At 68.4% G+C, this 18160-nt stretch carries 14 protein-coding genes and 1 pseudogene; 7 read left to right on the top strand and 8 right to left on the bottom strand.

Annotated elements, in window-relative coordinates; all coding sequences use genetic code 11:
- Window positions 1–47 precede the first annotated feature (47 nt).
- The 3 genes and pseudogenes from zwf to tkt all read right to left on the bottom strand — a co-directional run bounded on the left by zwf (window position 48) and on the right by tkt (window position 4834).
- Entirely contained in the window at window positions 48–1601 is a 1554-nt protein-coding gene (zwf, locus tag MVF96_RS11625) for a glucose-6-phosphate dehydrogenase (protein WP_247452021.1), read from the bottom strand.
- Between the two features lie 6 nt (window positions 1602–1607).
- Window positions 1608–2729 (bottom strand): transaldolase, encoded by a 1122-nt coding sequence (tal, locus tag MVF96_RS11630; protein ID WP_205333436.1) that lies wholly within the window; start codon window positions 2727–2729, stop codon window positions 1608–1610.
- 27 nt (window positions 2730–2756) lie between these two features.
- Window positions 2757–4834, bottom strand: a pseudogene (gene tkt / locus MVF96_RS11635) (transketolase).
- Window positions 4835–5205: 371 nt separating this feature from the next.
- On the opposite strand from tkt, the gene MVF96_RS11640 reads away from it, so the two are divergent.
- Window positions 5206–6201: a heme o synthase gene (locus MVF96_RS11640; RefSeq protein ID WP_065632157.1), complete on the top strand. Its 996-nt coding sequence runs from the start codon at window positions 5206–5208 to the stop codon at window positions 6199–6201.
- Window positions 6202–6208: 7 nt separating this feature from the next.
- Here MVF96_RS11640 and MVF96_RS11645 read toward each other — a convergent pair whose 3' ends face one another.
- Window positions 6209–7183: a quinone oxidoreductase family protein gene (locus MVF96_RS11645; RefSeq protein WP_247452022.1), complete on the bottom strand. Its 975-nt coding sequence runs from the start codon at window positions 7181–7183 to the stop codon at window positions 6209–6211.
- 32 nt (window positions 7184–7215) lie between these two features.
- On the opposite strand from MVF96_RS11645, the gene MVF96_RS11650 reads away from it, so the two are divergent.
- Window positions 7216–7602 carry a hypothetical protein gene (locus MVF96_RS11650; protein WP_137808815.1) on the top strand — a complete coding sequence of 129 codons (387 nt, stop codon included), beginning with the start codon at window positions 7216–7218 and terminating at the stop codon, window positions 7600–7602.
- Between the two features lie 13 nt (window positions 7603–7615).
- Here the strand turns inward: MVF96_RS11650 and MVF96_RS11655 are convergent, their stop codons facing one another.
- From MVF96_RS11655 to mptB, 4 genes are all read right to left on the bottom strand, one after another.
- Entirely contained in the window at window positions 7616–8665 is a 1050-nt protein-coding gene (locus MVF96_RS11655) for a COX15/CtaA family protein (protein WP_137808816.1), read from the bottom strand.
- Window positions 8662–9492: an ABC transporter permease gene (locus tag MVF96_RS11660; RefSeq protein WP_058250375.1), complete on the bottom strand. Its 831-nt coding sequence runs from the start codon at window positions 9490–9492 to the stop codon at window positions 8662–8664. Before MVF96_RS11660 ends, MVF96_RS11655 begins: the two co-directional genes overlap by 4 nt.
- Window positions 9489–10469 (bottom strand): ABC transporter ATP-binding protein, encoded by a 981-nt coding sequence (locus MVF96_RS11665; RefSeq protein WP_418930445.1) that lies wholly within the window; start codon window positions 10467–10469, stop codon window positions 9489–9491. Before MVF96_RS11665 ends, MVF96_RS11660 begins: the two co-directional genes overlap by 4 nt.
- 108 nt (window positions 10470–10577) lie before the next feature.
- The gene (mptB, locus tag MVF96_RS11670; RefSeq protein WP_165630850.1) at window positions 10578–12398 is read right to left on the bottom strand and encodes a polyprenol phosphomannose-dependent alpha 1,6 mannosyltransferase MptB; all 1821 of its coding nucleotides are present in this window, start codon (window positions 12396–12398) and stop codon (window positions 10578–10580) included.
- A 133-nt stretch (window positions 12399–12531) separates the two neighbouring features.
- On the opposite strand from mptB, the gene MVF96_RS11675 reads away from it, so the two are divergent.
- From MVF96_RS11675 to MVF96_RS11695, 5 genes are read left to right on the top strand one after another with little or no spacing between them, the layout of a single operon-like run.
- Window positions 12532–13374 carry a helix-turn-helix transcriptional regulator gene (locus MVF96_RS11675; RefSeq protein ID WP_247452024.1) on the top strand — a complete coding sequence of 281 codons (843 nt, stop codon included), beginning with the start codon at window positions 12532–12534 and terminating at the stop codon, window positions 13372–13374.
- A complete protein-coding gene (gene sufB, locus MVF96_RS11680) occupies window positions 13371–14819 on the top strand; it encodes a Fe-S cluster assembly protein SufB (RefSeq protein ID WP_058250379.1) in 1449 nt (482 codons plus the stop codon). Before MVF96_RS11675 ends, sufB begins: the two co-directional genes overlap by 4 nt.
- On the top strand, window positions 14819–16006 hold the full coding sequence (sufD, locus tag MVF96_RS11685) for a Fe-S cluster assembly protein SufD (protein WP_078112383.1): 1188 nt from the start codon (window positions 14819–14821) through the stop codon (window positions 16004–16006). Before sufB ends, sufD begins: the two co-directional genes overlap by 1 nt.
- Before the next feature lie 56 nt (window positions 16007–16062).
- Window positions 16063–16836 carry a Fe-S cluster assembly ATPase SufC gene (gene sufC, locus MVF96_RS11690; protein ID WP_058250381.1) on the top strand — a complete coding sequence of 258 codons (774 nt, stop codon included), beginning with the start codon at window positions 16063–16065 and terminating at the stop codon, window positions 16834–16836.
- Between the two features lie 45 nt (window positions 16837–16881).
- A complete protein-coding gene (locus tag MVF96_RS11695; RefSeq protein ID WP_137808819.1) occupies window positions 16882–18159 on the top strand; it encodes a cysteine desulfurase in 1278 nt (425 codons plus the stop codon).
- Window position 18160 lies beyond the last annotated feature (1 nt).

Consider the following 18160-nt stretch of genomic DNA (forward strand, 5'->3'; position numbering starts at 1 on the left):
GGAGGCCTCCTGAACGGATCGGACGGTGCGGGCGTACGGACGTCTCGTCACGGCCGGCGCCACGCGCGACCGGTGCGGGCCATCATCTCCTCGGCCGAACGCGGCCCCCACGTCCCGGACTCGTAGGTGTCGGGCGACCCCGACTCGGACCAATGGTCGAGCACCGGATCGAGGATGCGCCAGGACAATTCGACTTCCTCGTTGACGGGGAACAGCGAGGGTTCACCCAGCAGGACGTCGAGGATAAGACGCTCGTACGCCTCCGGCGAGGCCTCGGTGAAGGCGGTGCCGTAGCTGAAGTCCATGTTGACGTCCCGGACCTCCATGCTCGACCCGGGGACCTTCGACCCGAATCGGAGGGTGATGCCCTCGTCCGGCTGGATCCGGATCACGAGCGCGTTCTGGCTCAGTTCCTCGGTCATGGTCTGGTCGAACGGCAGGTGCGGAGCGCGCTTGAAGACGAGTGCGATCTCGGTGACGCGACGGCCCAGGCGCTTTCCGGTGCGCAGATAGAACGGGACCCCTGCCCAGCGACGGGAGTCGACCTCGAGGGCGATGGCGGCGAAGGTCTCGGTCTTCGAGTCCTTCGCGAAGCCCTCCTCTTCTTTGAGGCCCGGCACCTTCTCGCTGCCCTGCCATCCGGGTCCGTACTGACCGCGGGCGGTGTTCTCGTCGATCGGCAGGACGTTGCGCGTCGCGGCGAGGACCTTGATCTTCTCGGCCTGTAATTGCTTGGGCTCGAAGGAGATCGGCTCCTCCATCGCGACCAGGGCCATGAGCTGCAGCAGGTGGTTCTGGATGACGTCGCGTGCCGCGCCGATCCCGTCGTAGTAGCCCGCCCGGCCGCCGAGACCGATGTCCTCGGCCATGGTGATCTGGACGTGGTCGACGTAATGCGAACTCCACAGCGGATCGAACAACTGATTGGCGAACCGCAGGGCCAGGATGTTCTGGACGGTCTCCTTGCCCAGATAGTGGTCGATGCGGAACACCGACGACTCGGGGAAGACGTTGTTGACGATCGCGTTGAGTTCGCGTGCGGACTCGAGATCGTGACCGAACGGCTTCTCGATCACCACCCGTCGCCAGCTGTCGCCCGTCGGCGTGGCGAGACCGCTGCGCTCGAGCTGCTCGCAGACCGTCGGGAAAGCCCCCGGCGGTATCGACAGGTAGAACGCGTGATTGCCGTCGGTCCCGCGTTCGACATCGAGCGACTTGAGCGTGTCGCGCAGCCTGTCGAAGGCGGCGTCGTCGTCGAATGCGCCCTGCACGAACCGGAATCCCTCGGCGAGGCGTTCCCACACCTCTTCGCGAAATCCGGTCCGTGCGTGTTCACGGACGGCGTCGTGGACGATGGCGCCGAAGTCCTCGTCGGTCCAGTCACGCCGGGCGAAGCCGACGAGGGCGAACGACGGTGGCAGGAGGCCGCGGTTGGCGAGGTCGTAGACCGCCGGCATCAACTTCTTGCGGGCGAGGTCGCCGGTGACCCCGAAGATGACCAGGCTGCACGGTCCCGCGATGCGCGGCAGCCGTTTGTCCTGCGGGTCACGGAGCGGATTGGTCCACGAACCGGTCCCGGTTGACTCCTCGCCTCCCGCCACCTGGGGTCAGCCCTTGTTCGCCGCGGACAGTTGCTCGGCGGTCGCGCTGAGCAGATCGTTCCACGCGTCCTCGAACTTGCTGACGCCCTCGTTCTCCAGGACCAGGAAGACGTCGGACAGGTCGACGCCCACCGCGACGAGCTTGTCGAAGATCTCCTGCGACTCGGCGGCGAGACCGATGATCGACTCGGTGTTGACCCAGCCGTGGTCGGCGAAGGCGTCCATCGTCTTGCCCGGCATCGTGTTGACCGTGTTGGGTGCGACGAGCTCGCTCACGTAGAGGGTGTCCGGGTAGTCGGGGTTCTTCACACCGGTCGACGCCCACAGGGCGCGCTGCGGGCGGGCGCCCTTGGCGAGCAGGTCGGGGAAGCGGGATTCGACCTCGAAGACCTGCTGGTACGCCGAGTATGCGAGGCGCGCGTTGGCCAGTGCCGCCTTGCCCTTCAGGTCGGTGGCCTCCGGGGTGCCGATGGCGTCGAGTCGCTTGTCGATCTCGGTGTCCACCCGCGACACGAAGAACGAGGCGACGGAGTGGATCCGGGAGAGGTCGTGGCCGGCCTGGGCGGCGGCGTCGAGGCCGTCGAGGTAGGCGGCGATGACCTTCTCGTAGCGCTCGACCGAGAAGATCAGCGTCACGTTCACGCTGATGCCCTCGGCGATGACCTTGCTGATCGCGGGGAGCCCGGCCTCGGTGGCCGGGATCTTGATGAGCAGGTTCGGCCGGTCGACGATCTTCCACAGCTCCACGGCCTGTGCCACCGTGGCGTCGGTGTCATGGGCGAGGCGCGGATCGACCTCGATCGACACGCGTCCGTCGACGCCGTCGGTCGACTCGAAGGTCGAGGCGAGCACGTCACAGGCGTTGCGCACGTCGTCGGTGGTGACCGTCCGGATGGTGGCGTCGACGTCGGCGCCCCGTGCGGCCAGCTCGTTGACCTGGTCGTCGTAGGCATGGCCCGACGACAGCGCGGCCTGGAAGATCGACGGGTTGGTGGTCACCCCGACGACCGACTTGGTGCTGATGAGTTCGGCGAGGTCCCCTGAGCTGATCAGGTCCCGGGACAGGTCGTCCAGCCACACCGACACTCCGGCGGCGGACAGTTCGGCGAGCTTCTCGTTCTGGGTCACGATTCTCTCCTTGTGGGTTGTGGTCGCTCAGCCGGCGACGGCGCGCTCGGCGGCCGCGGTCACGGCCTCGGCGGTGATGCCGAACTTGGTGAACAGCACCTTGTAGTCGGCGGAGGCCCCGAAGTGCTCGATCGAGACGATCTCGCCACCGGCGCCGACGATGCGGTACCACGGCATGGCGATGCCGGCTTCGACGGCGACGCGCGGAACCGACGGCGGCAGCACGTGGTCGCGGTACCCCTGCGGTTGCTCGTCGAACCACTCGACACAGGGCATCGAGACGACGCGGGCCTTGATTCCCTTCTCCGCCAGTGCTTTCTGTGCGTCGACGGCCAGGTACACCTCGGAGCCGGTGCCGATGAGCACGACGTGAGGGTCACCCTCGGAGTCGCTCAGGACGTATCCGCCGTTGGCGACGCCCTGCGCCGAGGTGCCCTCCAGGATCGGGATGTTCTGGCGGGTGAGCGCCAGGCCGACCGGATGGTTCCGGCGGGTGAGCAGGTGCTGCCAGGCGTACGCGGTCTCGTTGGCGTCGGCCGGCCGGACGACGTCGAGGTTCGGGATCGCGCGCAGCGCGGCCAGGTGCTCGATCGGCTGATGGGTCGGGCCGTCCTCACCCAGACCGATCGAGTCGTGGGTCCAGACGTAGATCGGATCGATCTCCATCAGCGCCGCGAGGCGGACCGCGGGACGCATGTAGTCGGCGAACTGCAGGAACGTACCGCCGTAGGCGCGGGTCGGCCCGTGCAGCGCGATGCCCGACAGGATCGATCCCATGGCGTGCTCACGGACACCGAAGTGCAGGGTGCGGCCGTAGGGGTTGGCCGACCACTTCTTGGTGCTGATCGAGGTCGGTCCGAACGACGGCTCGCCGTCCATGGTGGTGTTGTTGGAGCCGGCCAGGTCGGCCGAACCGCCCCACAGCTCGGGCAGCACGGGCGCGAGCGCGCCGAGCACCTTGCCCGATGCGCTGCGGGTCGCGACATCTTTGTCGCCGACGTTCCAGCTGGGCAGCACGTCGGTCCAGCCCTCGGGCAGTTCGTGGGCGGTGAGCCGTTCGAACAGCTTCTTGGCGTCGGGGTTCTTCTCCGCCCAGGCATCGAACGACGACGTCCACGCCGTGCGCTCCTCGGCACCGCGGTCGATGAGCTTGCGGGTGTGGCCGATCACCTCGTCGGTGACCTCGAAGTTCTTCTCCGGGTCGAAACCGAGGACCTTCTTCGTCGCCGCGACCTCGTCTTCGCCGAGCGCCGCGCCGTGGGCCATGCCGGTGTTCATCATGTTGGGGGCGGGGTAGCCGATGATGGTGCGCAGGCAGATGATCGACGGCCGGTCGATGACCTGTTGGGCCGCCTCGATCGCCGCCTCGATGGCGACGATGTCCTCGCCGCCCTCCACGGTCTGCACGTGCCAGCCGTACGCCTCGTAGCGCTTCGCGACATCCTCCGACAGCGCGATGTCGGTGTCGTCCTCGATCGAGATCTGGTTCTGGTCGTAGAACACGATCAGGTTGCCGAGCTGCTGGGTGCCGGCCAGCGAGCTGGCCTCCGACGTCACGCCCTCTTCGATGTCGCCGTCGGAGGCGACGACGTAGATGTAGTGGTCGAACGGGCTCTGTCCGGGCGCCGCGTCGGGGTCGAACAGGCCGCGTTCGCGTCGGGCGGCCATTGCCATGCCGACCGACGAGGCCAGACCCTGACCCAGCGGGCCGGTGGTGATCTCGACGCCGCGGGTGTGGCGGAACTCGGGGTGGCCCGGCGTGAGGGAGTCCCAGGTCCGCAGCGCCTCGATGTCGGACAGCTCGAGACCGAACCCGCCGAGGTAGAGCTGGATGTAGAGCGTCAGGCTCGAGTGTCCGCACGAGAGGACGAAGCGGTCGCGCCCGGCCCAGTCGGTGTCGGTCGGGTCGTGACGCATGACTCGCTGGAACAAGGTGTAGGCGAGCGGAGCAAGGCTCATCGCGGTACCGGGGTGTCCGCTTCCGCACTTCTGCACTGCGTCGGCCGCCAGGATCCGGGCCGTGTCGACGGCGCGGGTGTCCAGGTCGGTCCAGTCATCCGGGTGGCGGGGGTGGTCAAAGCGCGGATCTCGTCTGTGTCGGCCACGATGTTGAAGGTCTCCTGTGCCTGCTCGGTGCGATTCGTACTCGGTCGGAGGTCGTAGAAGGGGCGATGGGTACCAGGGCGACCGGTACCGGCGTGATCGGTGTAGGCGTTGATCGGTATCGGCGCTGACCGGTGTCGGCCACCGACGATCGTCGGCGCGTACGCGTCCAGAGTAATCGGCGCCGGCCACGCGTTGCGCGCCGACCGATGGTTACCGGCGAGTTCTGGCGTCATCGCCGGTCGAGAGCTCGCGCATGGCGGTGCCATGCCTCGATTCACGGTTCGCAGAGGCAAACGTCTACCATGCTCCGTAGTAGCCCGCGGGCGTCTGTGCGGGCGGACGAGGAGTGTTCGTGAGGATAGGGGAGCGTGTGAGCGGGAACAGTTCCGCCGCATCTCACTCGACCGACACCGCATCGAATCCGCAGGTATCGACCGAAACGGTCGCGCCGGCCGATCAATCGTGGGCCGGGCGTGTGCGTGCGACGGTGCTCGCCTACATCGCGCTGACCAAGCCGCGTGTCATCGAGTTGCTTCTCGTCGCCACGATCCCGGTGATGCTGCAGGCCGACCGCGGCCACGTCGACATCGCGGTCATCGCCTTCACCCTCATCGGTGGCTGGCTCGGCGCCGGCAGCGCCAACACCCTCAATATGGTGGCCGACGCCGACATCGACAAGAAGATGAAGCGCACGGCCCGGCGTCCGCTGGCCCGCCGCGCGGTCGCGCCGCGGAGCGCGCTCATCTTCGGTCTCGCGTTGTGGGCGGCGTCCTTCGCGGTCCTGTACTTCGCCGCCAACCTCCTCTCGGCGCTGCTGGTCTCGGCGACGATCCTGTTCTACGTCGGCGTCTACACGCTGATCCTCAAGCGTCGGACCTGGCAGAACGTGGTCTGGGGCGGCGCCGCGGGCTGTATGCCCACCCTTGTGGGATGGGCCGCGGTCACCGGGTCGCTGAGCTGGCAGCCGATCGTCCTCTTCGCGGTCATCTTCTTCTGGACGCCGCCGCACACCTGGGCGCTGGCGATGCGCTACAAGGAGGACTACAAGGCGGCCGGTGTGCCGATGCTCCCGGTCATCGCGACCGAGGAACGCGTCACCCGCCAGATGCTGATCTACACGGTTCTCACCGTGGTGACCTCACTGCTGCTGATCCCGGCCACGAGCTGGATCTACACCGTGATCGCGCTGACCGCCGGCGGCTGGTTCCTGGAGCGTGTGACCAAGCTGTACCGCGACACCAAGCGCGGCGCGGAGGTGGCACCGCTGAAGGTGTTCCTGCAGTCCAACGAGTATCTCGCCATCGTGTTCTGCGGACTCGCGATCGACGCGGTCGTCGGACTGCAGACCATCTCGTCCTACTTCTGAGCGCGGCTCACGTCCCGGCCGGCAACAGCACCGTCGAACCCGTGGTGACACGTGCCTCCAGGTCGGTGTGTGCGGCAGCTGCATCGGCCAATCGGTAACGCTGGCCGACGCGCACCTCGACACTGCCGTCGACGATCGCCTCGAAGTACTCACCGGCCCGGCGGTTCAGTTCCTCGGCGGTGTCGGTGAAGTGCGCCAGTGTCGGCCGCGTCACCGACAGCGACCCCGCGGCGTTGAGACGCTGGAGGTCGAACGGCGGAACCGGCCCGCTCGCCGCCCCGAAGAGCACGATGATCCCCCGGACCGCGGTCGACGCCAGCGACTGCTCGAAGGTGTCCGCGCCGACGCCGTCGTAGACCACCGGCACGCCGCGTCCGTCGGTGAGGTCACGGACGCGGGAACTCAGGTCCTCCCCGTAGCGCAGGACGTGATCCGCCCCGGCGGCGCGCGAGAGTTCCTCCTTCTCATCGGACGAGACCGTCGTGATGACCGTCAGTCCGCGGCGCTTGGCGAGCTGGGTGAGGATCAGGCCGACACCACCGCCACCGGCGTGCACCAGGATCGTGTTGCCGGCTTGGGGATGAGCACTCCCGTCGAGGAGATAGTGCGCGGTGAGACCGCGGAGAAGCGACGACCCGGCCACCGCGTCGTCGACCGCGTCGGGTACCGAGACCGCCTTCGAGGCCGGGACCGCGACAAGCTCCGCATACGAACCGGGGGCCGCACACCACGCCACCCGCTGACCTTCCTGCAGCGACGTCACATCCGAGCCGGTCGCGACGACGACGCCCGCGCCCTCGGTACCGGGGATGTAGGGCGGTGTGGAGGGGTACAGGCCCCGGCGCAGATAGGTGTCGATGAAGTTCACGCCCACCGCTGCGGTCCGGACGATCACCTCGTCGGCGGCCGGGATGGGATCGTCGACACTGCCGAAGGTCAGGACGTCGGGTCCGCCGTGGCGGGTCACCTGGATAGCTCGCACGACACCGTTCTACACGCCGGGATCGCCCCGGTATGCTGACCCCCATGACGAACACCACCGACGGCGAGAAGTCGGGCACGCAGCAGAAGGTCGAGGCACCCACCGAGGTCGTTGCCTCGGTACGCAAGTTCGTCCAGCGCGAAGGTGGCAGCGCGAAGGTCGTTCTCCAGGCGATCGGGGACGCCGGTGTGCGGATCACGCTCGTCGGCGACGCCAACGGCATCCTCGGGGACCGGGTCGTGCCCGATCTCGCGACCGCGCAGGCCGTGGTCGACGCCGTCGACGGTCTCGAGATCGCCGAGTGGGACCGTGACCTGACCTCGGAGACCACGGTGTCGACGTCGCACTACCGCAAGATGGCGGGTTGGGTCGCGCGGCAGAAGCGCTTCCCCCGTGCGCGCAACCGCGCCATCCTCTGAGGCCGGAGCTCGATCAGGCAGGCTCGCGCAGCGGGTCTGCCTTTTTCGTGGCCGATTCCTTGGCGACCGGGTTCCGCGCGATCAGGAGCTGCCAGGTGGCGCCGATGAGCAGGACCGCACTGCCGAACATGTGCGCGATGACCAGGGCGATGGGCAGATCCGTGGCGAACTGCACGAACCCGATCAGGCCTTGAAGCAGCAGGAGCAGCATGAACACCACTGCCGAGCGCTGTTGCGGCCGAGCGAACACCCGCGCGTAGACGAGGGCCGCGATCGCGAGCCCGACGAGGGTGAAGACGGCGTCGGCGTGCAGTTGGGTCGCGTTGCCGGGGTCGAGACCGTTCCGCGGGGCGTCCACATCGCCGGCATGCGGGCCGGAACCGGTCACGACCGTGCCGAGGTAGATCGTGCCCCAGGTGACGAGATAGACCAGCCAGGCGAGGTAGATGCCGAGCCGGCGCGTGGCGGTCGAGGGGGCGTCGGCATCGGGCGCGGTGGGCGTCGGATACGGACGCATCCGGTAGACGAGCACGGTGGATGCGGAGACCAACGCCATGGACAGCAGGAAATGCAGCGCGACGACCCACGGGTTGAGCTGGGTCAGGACCGTGATCCCGCCGATCACCCCCTGGAACGGGATACCGAGCGCGATGAGGGTGACCAGCCACTTGTCCCGGCGCGCCGCTCCGGCCGACCGCAGGACGGCGACCCAGGTCGCGATGGCGATGACGATCAGCACGAAGGTGAGCAGACGGTTGCCGAACTCGATCGCGCCGTGCATGCCCAGTTCGCCGTGCGGCACGAACGACTCGTCGGTGCACCGCGGCCAGGTCGGGCAACCGAGGCCCGAGGCGGTCACGCGCACGGCGCCGCCGGTGGCCACGATGCCCACGTTCGAGACGAGCAGGGCGATGGCCCAGCGATGCACGAATCGTGCGGTCGGCCGGCCGAAGCCGGGGACGAACCGCCACGGACCGGACAGCGGCCGGCGCCCGTCGCCGGCGGCCGCGGCATGATCGCCCGACCGGGCCGTCGCCGGGGCGTTCGAAGTATCGGATGTCATCGGAATCGGAACCACCTCACCGCCAAGGTGCCGGCCACCGCGGCCCACACCAGCAAGACGCCCACCCCGAAGGCGTCGAACGAACCCTCCGAGGCCATCTCGAGCGCCTCGCTCAATGCCCCCGACGGGATGCACCGCGCGATCCAGTGCACGGCGTCGGGGATGTTGGAGTCGACGACGACCAGACTGCCGAGGCCGATGAACGCGAACCACAGCAGGTTCGCCAGTGCCAGCACGACCTCGGCCTTCAAGGTGCCGCCGAGCAGCAGCCCGAGAGCCGCGAAGCACGCGGTGCCGACCGCGAGGACCACCGCACCGATGAGCAGACCGACGGGGCTCGGTCGCCAGCCGAACGCGGCGCCGATCCCACCGAGGATCACCGACTGCAGCGCGACCACCACGAGGACCGCGATCGACTTGCCGGCGATGATGCCCCAGCGCGGTATCGGCGTCGCGCCGAGGCGTTTCAGCGCGCCGTAGCGACGGTCGAACCCGACGGCGATCGCCTGTCCGGTGAACGCCGTCGACATCACCGCGACGGTCAGGATCGCCGGGACGAACAGCGCCGCCCGCTCGGCGGGGCCGTCGCCGAACCCGGTGTCGATCGGCAGCAGGCACAGACCGACGAGCAGCGTGATCGGGATGAACATCGTGAGGAGCAACTGCTCGCCGTTGCGCAGCAGGAGCTTGAGTTCGAGGCCGCTCTGCGCGGCGATCATCGCCGGCAGCGACGCCGCCCGGGGAGCGGGGCGGAACAGACCGTCGGGGAATGTTCCGGCAGCACGGTCGGCGGGGCGGGGGAGCCCGGTGGGTGCGGATGAGGTCACGGTCGAAGGGTCCGTCCGGTGAGATCGAGGAAGACGTCTTCGAGGCTGCGGGTCTCCACGCGCAGATCGGTCGCGAGGACGTTGATCTTGGCGCACCAGGCGGTCACCGTGGCCAGCACCTGCGGCGTCATCGGACCGATGACCAGATACGAGCCGGGGGTGGCCTCCGTGCAGTGGTAGTCCTCGGGCAGGGCCAGCACCAGCATCGACAGGTCGAGTCCACGTGGTGCGGTGAAGCGCAGTTCGTTCTCGGCGCCGGTGCTGGTGAGGTCGGCGGGTGTCCCGTCGGCGACGACGTGGCCGTGATCGATGATCGCGACGTGGTCGGCGAGTTCCTCGGCCTCGTCCATCAGATGCGTCGTGAGCAGGACGGATGCTCCGTCGGCCCGGAGCCGGTCGATGAGTTCCCACACGACGAGGCGGGCGTGGGCATCGAGTCCGGCGGTCGGTTCGTCGAGGAAGACCAGTTCGGGGCGGCTGACGACCGCGCAGGCGAGGGCCAGGCGCTGCTGCTGGCCACCGGACAGACGTCGGTAGGACGTTCGACGCACCTCGGTCAGCCCGAGTGCGTCGAGCAGGAAATCGGGATCGATGGGATCGGCCGAATACGCGGCCACCAGGCGCAGCATCTCCTCGGCCCGGGCTCCCGGGTAGGCGCCACCGCCTTGCAGCATGACGCCGATGCGGCGCCGGAGCGCGTCGTTGTCGGCGATGGGATCGAGACCCAGGACGCGGACGCTGCCGGCGTCGGGTGCGGTGAAGCCCTCGCAGATCTCGACGGTCGTGGTCTTGCCCGCGCCGTTGGGACCGAGCAGGGCGAGGATCTCGCCGCGTTCGAGGGTGAGATCGAGCCGATCGACCGCGGTGCGATCACCGAAGCGCTTGACCAGACCGCGGACCTCGACGGCCGCCGCAGTGGCGGCCGGGGTGCCGGCGGAGGCGGCTGACCCGGGATCGCGGAGCCGACGATCGTTCACCCGATCGTCGTCGTTGATCTGCCGAGAGGTCGTGCTGCGCACACTGGTCAGACTAGGCGCTCGGAGCCCAGGGACGAAAAGCGGTGACCGGGCACACGGCGCATGCGCTCATCGTCGTGCCGACGCCGACCCGGCCGTCGCCTCGTCGTCGTCCGACACGGGCCCGCGGCGGCGTCGCCGACGGGGCGCGCGGTCCTCGAAGAACAGGGCGGTGAGAACCGCGACCATGATCACACCGGCCAGAAGTCCTTGTGCCAGAACCACTCCGCTCGTGTTGGAACTCGTGGGCATCACCACGATGGCGATGATCGCCGACGCCGCGATGGTGGAGATCCGGAACCAGGCGCCGGTGGCCCACGCGGCCAGCGGGATCACGGCCCACAGGAGGTACCAGGCCTGCACGAACGGGAAGAACAGCACGACTGTGGCCATCGACACACCGAGTGCGCCGAGTGGGTGGAGCCGGCCGCCGAGCGTGGCGAGCATCCACCGGACGATGAACAGGGCGGCGACGAGCTGGCCGATGGGCCGGGCCACCTCGAGGATCGCCTGCGTGTGCTCACCGAGGCCGAGGGTGACACCGATCCGGCCGGTGGTCACCGACAACAGGGTCGGCATCGACATCCACGAGCGGACGATCTCGCCCGTCGACAACGTGCCCGTCCAGCCGAAGCCGAGCCCGGTGCCGAGGGAGATTCCCATCATCACGATGCCCAGGACCACCACGTAGAAGGCCGCCGACGCGCTCAGCATGTACACCGACCACCGGGAGCGCCCCCACCATTCCCGGATCGGCGTGTGGCGGAGCACGGGCAGGGTGGCGCCCCACCGCATGGCCAGGGCGATGCCGACGAAGCCCAGGGCGAGCATCGAGGTGACCTTGATCATCGCCGACGCCGCGAGCACCGCACCGCCGCCGATGAGCAACCAGCCCGCTCGGGTGGGGACGAGGGTCCCGGGTCGGCGGAGTCGTTCGGCGCCGTATATGGCGCGGAAACTCAATTCGAGACCTACGAGCATCAGGCCGAGCATGAGGGCCTCGTTGTGGATGCCCCCGACGAGATGCAGGATGACCAGCGGGTTCATCGCGCCCAGCCAGAGTGCGGCCACCGACGAGACCCCGCAGCGGCGGGCCAGGCGGGGGAGTGCCCAGACGATGAGCGCGACGCCGATCAGTGCGACGACACGGTGCAGGAAGATCGCGGCGGTGATGTTGTCGCCGGTGACCTTGGTGATGCCCTCGCCGATCCACAGGAAGAAGGGGCCGTAAGGCGCGGGGGTGTCACGCCAGAGGTTGGGCACCGACCTGGTCAGGATGTGGTCCACGCCGAGTCCGCGGACCGGACTGACCGAGTACGGATCCATGCCCCGGAAGGCGATGGCGCTCTGCGCGAGATACGAGTAGATGTCCTTGCTCAGCAGCGGCGGCGCCACGATGATCGGGGCGATCCACAGCATGAGGGTCCGGTCGGCCTGGCGGCGGCTCATGCGGCGCTCCGGGCTCCGGCCGTGGCGGACCTCGACGCTGAACCGGCCGACTGCGAACCGGCCGAGCAACAACCACGCGACGACCAGGGTGATCGCGCCGCCGATGGACAGCGCGAGGGCGGTGCCGAACATGCGTGACGGCAACGACAGGACGCGCATCCCGGCAACGGGGTTCTGCAGTACGGGTACCGCACCGGTCCCGAGGGCGCCGATGAGGATCAGTACCGAGCCGGTGGCGCCGAAGAGCTTGATCCGGCGGAGCCGGCGGGTCTCCTCGGCGTTGAGCGGGCCGACCTCGCGCTCGTCGTCGTGTAGGCGGGCCACGGTCTTGCCGTAGTCGCCGGGTTCGGCGCCGGCAGCGGCAGGGCGCTGTTTGCGCAGTCCGAGATAGTCGAGCAGGGCGACCAACCGGGTCCAGACGAGTCCGAAGTAGTCCGGCACGCGGCGCGGAGCTGTGGTTTCGGGCACACGACGACTGTAATCGCCGGGCGTGGTGGCCTCACGACCCCCTGCGATAAGGGCACCCTTGCTGGCAGCAGGGAAGTAATTACGTCACACTCGTGTTGTGAAAACCATGCGGAACGATGTTGTGCTGCCTTCTGGCAGTGCCGGCGCCGTGCCCTCCGCTGGTACGGGTGCCGGAGTGACCGGCGGTGTCGACGCGCACCACGACGGTCAGACCCGGGAGGCCGTGATCACCCTGCTCGTCGAAGACGGCCCGCTCACCGCCGGCGACATCGGCGAGCGCCTCGGCATCTCGGCGGCCGGCGTCCGTCGCCATCTCGACGCCCTGACCGGCGCCGGGGACATCGAGGTCGCCTCGCCGGGGTTCGGTCAGCGAGGCCGGGGCCGACCCGCCAAGTACTTCCAGCTCACCGCTTCCGGACGCGGCAAGATGCGCCACGCCTACGACGACCTGGCCGGTGCGGCGATGCGTAAGCTGCGTGATCTCGGCGGCACCGACGCGGTCGCCGAGTTCGCGCGCGAGCGCGTCGAACGCATCGTCGCCGGCGTCCGTCCCAGCACCGGCCCGGTGACCGTTGCCGACACGGTCGACGAGATCGCCGACGCGCTCACCAGCGCGGGGTACTCGACCAACACGCGTCAGGTCGGGACCGGCATGCAGATCTGCCAGCACCATTGCCCGGTGGCGCACGTCGCCACCGAGTTCCCGGAGCTGTGTGAGGCGGAGACCGCGGTCTTCACCGAACTGCTCGGCACGCACGTGCAGCGTCTGGCGACCATCGCCAACGGTGACTGCGCCTGCACCACCCATGTGCCGATCCACCCACCGCCGGGTGGGACCACCGAAGACCGACCCGGGGCCGTCGCGGACCCCGATACGCAGCCCGTATCGCCCCGCGCCATCCCGAACCAGACACCGACCGCCACGACAACCCGAAAGGCCACGCGATGACTGTCACCGATCCGGCCACCCCGACCCCAGCGGCGCCCCTCACCCAGGAGGAGACGATCGCCGCCCTCGGCAAGTACGGCTACGGCTGGGCCGATTCCGACGTCGCGGGCGCGAGCGCCAAGCGCGGACTGTCCCCGGCGGTCGTCGCCGACATCTCGGCGAAGAAAAGTGAGCCCGAGTGGATGCTCGAGCAGCGCCTCAAGGCCCTCAAGATCTTCGACAAGAAGCCCATGCCCGGTTGGGGTGCGGGGCTCGAGGGCATCGACTTCGACAACATCAAGTACTTCGTGCGCTCCAGCGAGAAGCAGGCCGCCACGTGGGACGACCTGCCCGAGGACATCAAGAACACCTACGACAAGCTCGGCATCCCCGAGGCGGAGAAGCAGCGTCTCGTCTCCGGTGTCGCGGCGCAGTACGAGTCCGAGGTCGTCTACCACTCGATCCGTGAGGACCTCGAGAAGCAGGGCGTGATCTTCCTCGACACCGACACCGCGCTCAAGGAGCACCCGGAGATCTTCCAGCAGTACTTCGGGACCGTCATCCCCGCGGGCGACAACAAGTTCTCCGCGCTCAACACCGCGGTGTGGTCGGGTGGGTCCTTCATCTACGTGCCGCCGGGTGTCCACGTCGACATCCCGCTGCAGGCCTACTTCCGGATCAACACCGAGAACATGGGCCAGTTCGAGCGCACGCTGATCATCGTCGACGAGGGTGCCTATGTGCACTACGTCGAGGGCTGTACTGCGCCGATCTACAAGACGGACTCGCTGCACTCCGCGGTCGTCGAGATCATCGTGAAGAAGGGCGGCCGCTGCCGCTACACGACCATCCAGAACTGGTCGAACAACGTCTACAACCTGGTGACCAAGCGCGCGAAGGCCGAGGCCGGTGCGACCATGGAGTGGATCGACGGCAACATCGGTTCCAAGGTCACCATGAAGTACCCGGCGGTCTGGCTGACCGGCGAGCACGCCAAGGGCGAGGTCCTCTCGGTCGCGTTCGCGGGTGAGGGCCAGCACCAGGACACCGGTTCCAAGATGGTCCACCTCGCGCCGAACACCTCGAGCAACATCGTCTCCAAGTCGGTGGCCCGTGGCGGTGGCCGGGCGTCGTACCGCGGTCTGATCAAGATCAACAACGGCGCGCACGGCAGCCGGTCGACGGTGAAATGCGATGCGCTGCTGGTGGACACCATCTCGCGCAGCGACACCTACCCGTACGTCGACATCCGCGAGGACGACGTGACGATGGGCCACGAGGCGACCGTCTCGAAGGTCAGCGACGATCAGCTCTTCTACCTGATGAGTCGCGGTCTGACCGAGGACGAGGCGATGGCCATGGTGGTCCGCGGCTTCGTCGAGCCGATCGCCAAGGAACTCCCGATGGAATACGCGCTCGAGCTCAACCGCCTGATCGAGCTCCAGATGGAAGGAGCTGTCGGCTGATGGCCGATCCCACATTGCCCGTGACCACTCCCGGCTCGGCGGCGCCCGTCGTCAACAAGGGCGAGATGTTCACCTCGTTCGACGTCGACGCCTTCGAGGTGCCGAGTCCCCGCGAGGAGGCGTGGCGGTTCACCCCGTTCCGTCGCCTCCGCGGGTTGCACGACGGGTCCGCGCAGCGGACCGGCGAGGCCGGCGTAGAGGTTGCCGGGGCCGTCGAGGGTGTGACCGTCGAGACCGTCGGTCGCGACGACAAGCGGCTCGGTGAGGGCGGCGTGCCGTTCGACCGTGTTGCCGCGCAGGCGTATTCGTCGTTCACGCAGGCGACCGTGGTGACCGTCGGCCGCGAGGTCGAGCTCGCCGAGCCGGTCACCGTCACGGTCACCGGTCCCGGCGAGGGCGAGACCGCCTTCGGCCACACCCAGATCCGGCTCGAGGCGTTCGCGCGCGCCGTCGTCGTCCTCGATCAGAAGGGCAGCGGCACGTTCGCGGAGAACGTCGAATTCGTCGTCGGCGACAGTGCCGCACTGACCGTCGTGAACATCCACGACTGGGAGGACGACGCCGTCCACGTCGCGACGCATCACGTGCGTGCCGGCCGTGACTCCGTGGTCCGCCACTTCGCGATCAGCTTCGGCGGCAACCTGGTTCGGCTGTCGCCGATCGTCCACTACGACGCGCCCGGTGGCGACGTCGAGATGTGGGGTCTGTACTTCGCCGACGCCGGCCAGCATCTCGAGCAGCGACTCCTCGTCGACCACAGCCAGCCGCACTGCCGCTCGAACGTCGTCTACAAGGGCGCGCTGCAGGGCGACGTCTCCGGCGATCGCAGCCGTGAGGCCCACACCGTGTGGGTCGGCGACGTGCTGATCCGCGCCGAGGCCGAGGGCACCGACACCTTCGAGCTCAACCGCAACCTGGTGCTCACCGACAACGCGCGTGCCGACTCGGTGCCGAACCTCGAGATCGAGACCGGCGAGATCGTCGGTGCCGGACATGCCAGCGCCACCGGTCGTTTCGACGACGAGCAACTGTTCTACCTGCAGGCCCGCGGCATCCCCGAGGACCAGGCCCGACGCCTCGTCATCCGCGGCTTCTTCGGCGAGGTGATCGCCAAGATCGGTGTGCCCGAGCTGCGCGAGCGTCTCTCGGCCGCGGTCGAGCAGGAACTCGAACTCGCCGGCGCCTGACCGCCGATCACCCTCGCCATCCGAACTTCCCAGCCCGGAGAAAGAATCCTGAGACTATGACCACACTGGAAATCCGTGACCTGCACGTCGATGTCGCGCAGACCGACGCCGACGCCGAGCCCATCCACATCCTCAAGGGTGTCGACCTGACCGTGAAGTCGGGGGAGACGCACGCGATCATGGGCCCCAACGGTTCCGGCAAGTCGACGCTGTCCTACGCCATCGCCGGTCACCCCAAGTACGAGGTGACCTCGGGGTCGATCACCCTCGACGGTGAGGACGTCCTGGAGATGAGCGTCGACGAGCGGGCCCGCGCCGGACTGTTCCTCGCCATGCAGTACCCCGTCGAGGTGCCCGGCGTCTCGATGTCGAACTTCCTGCGGACCGCCGCCACCGCCGTGCGCGGTGAGGCGCCGAAGCTGCGCCACTGGGTCAAGGAGACCAAGGAGGCGATGACCTCGCTCGACATCGATCCGTCGTTCTCCGAGCGCAGTGTCAACGAGGGTTTCTCCGGCGGTGAGAAGAAGCGTCACGAGATCCTCCAGCTCGATCTGCTCAAGCCGCGGATCGCGATCCTCGACGAGACCGACTCCGGCCTCGACGTCGACGCCCTGCGGGTGGTCAGCGAGGGCGTGAATCGCTACAAGGAGCGCGACAACGGCGGGATCCTGCTGATCACGCACTACACGCGCATCCTCCGCTACATCAAGCCGGAGTTCGTGCACGTGTTCGTCAACGGCCGCGTCGTCGAATCCGCCGGTCCCGAACTCGCCGACGAGCTCGAGGAGAAGGGTTACGAGCGTTTCACCTCGGCTGCCAAGGCCGGCTGAGACCGCCCGACCGATCCGAGCCGACCAGCACAGGAGGTGTACCAGGTGACACTCTCGACAGAGGTTTCCACCGCCCTGGACGTCGATTCGCTGCGCGCCGACTTCCCGATCCTCTCGCGCACCGTGCGCGACGGAAAGCCGCTGGTGTACCTGGATTCCGGGGCGACCTCGCAGCGTCCGGTCCAGGTGCTCGACGCCGAACGGTACTTCCTCACGCACCACAACGCGGCGGTGCATCGCGGCGCGCATCAGCTCGCCGAAGAGGCGACCGATGCGTATGAGGACGCCCGGGAGGTCATCGCGGCGTTCGTGGGGGCGTCCGCCGACGAGCTCGTGTTCACCAAGAACGCGACCGAGGCACTCAACCTCGTGACCTACACCCTCGGCGACCCGCGGTCCGCGGACGTCCTCGGGGGTTCGGCGCTCGGGCCCGGCGACACCGTCGTCATCACCGAGCTGGAGCATCACGCCAATCTCGTTCCGTGGCAGGAGCTCTGCGGCCGCACGGGCGCGACGCTCCGCTGGTTCGGGGTCACCGACGAGGGCCGGATCGACCTGGATTCGCTGACCCTCGACGAGTCGGTGAAGGTCGTCTCGTTCACCCATCAATCGAATGTGACCGGGGCGGTCGCCGACGTGGCCGAGCTGGTCTCGCGCGCACGGGCGGTCGGCGCACTCGTCGTGCTCGACGCCTGCCAGTCGGTGCCGCACATGCCGGTCGACTTCCGTGCACTCGACGTCGACTTCGCCGCCTTCTCCGGGCACAAGATGTTCGGGCCCAGTGGCGTCGGAGCGCTGTACGGCAAGTCCGATCTGCTGAATGCGTTGCCGCCGTTCATCACCGGCGGCTCGATGATCGAGACCGTGACCATGGAGGGGTCGACCTACGCCCCGCCGCCGCAACGGTTCGAGGCGGGCGTGCCGATGACCTCGCAGGTCGTCGGACTCGGTGCCGCGGTGCGTTACCTGACCGACCTCGGCATGGACGCCGTCGCCGCGCATGAGCATGCGCTGACCGCGCGGGCGCTGGAGCATCTCGGCGACATCGAGGGCCTGCGGATCATCGGGCCGTCGACCCCGGAGAACCGCGGCGGCGCCGTGGCCTTCCTCGTCGACGGCATCCACGCCCACGATCTCGGTCAGATCCTCGACGACGAGGGCGTGGCCATCCGGGTGGGTCACCACTGCACGTGGCCGCTGCACCGGCGCTTCGGCGTCGCCGCCACCGCGCGTGCGTCGTTCGCCGCGTACAACACGTTCGCCGAGGTCGATGCGCTCGCCGCCGCGATCGTCACGGCGCAGAAGTTCTTCGGGACGGTCTGAG

Source organism: Gordonia hongkongensis (assembly GCF_023078355.1).
Classification (GTDB): domain Bacteria; phylum Actinomycetota; class Actinomycetes; order Mycobacteriales; family Mycobacteriaceae; genus Gordonia; species Gordonia hongkongensis.

Bases quoted from the DNA above. Each gene is read 5' to 3' on its own strand.
- MVF96_RS11655 (WP_137808816.1), bottom strand. From the start codon at position 8,665: ATGACATCCGATACTTCGAACGCCCCGGCGACGGCCCGGTCGGGCGAT.
- sufD (WP_078112383.1), top strand. From the start codon at position 14,819: ATGGCCGATCCCACATTGCCCGTGACCACTCCCGGCTCGGCGGCGCCC.
- sufC (WP_058250381.1), top strand. From the start codon at position 16,063: ATGACCACACTGGAAATCCGTGACCTGCACGTCGATGTCGCGCAGACC.
- sufB (WP_058250379.1), top strand. From the start codon at position 13,371: ATGACTGTCACCGATCCGGCCACCCCGACCCCAGCGGCGCCCCTCACC.
- MVF96_RS11675 (WP_247452024.1), top strand. From the start codon at position 12,532: ATGCGGAACGATGTTGTGCTGCCTTCTGGCAGTGCCGGCGCCGTGCCC.
- MVF96_RS11650 (WP_137808815.1), top strand. From the start codon at position 7,216: ATGCTGACCCCCATGACGAACACCACCGACGGCGAGAAGTCGGGCACG.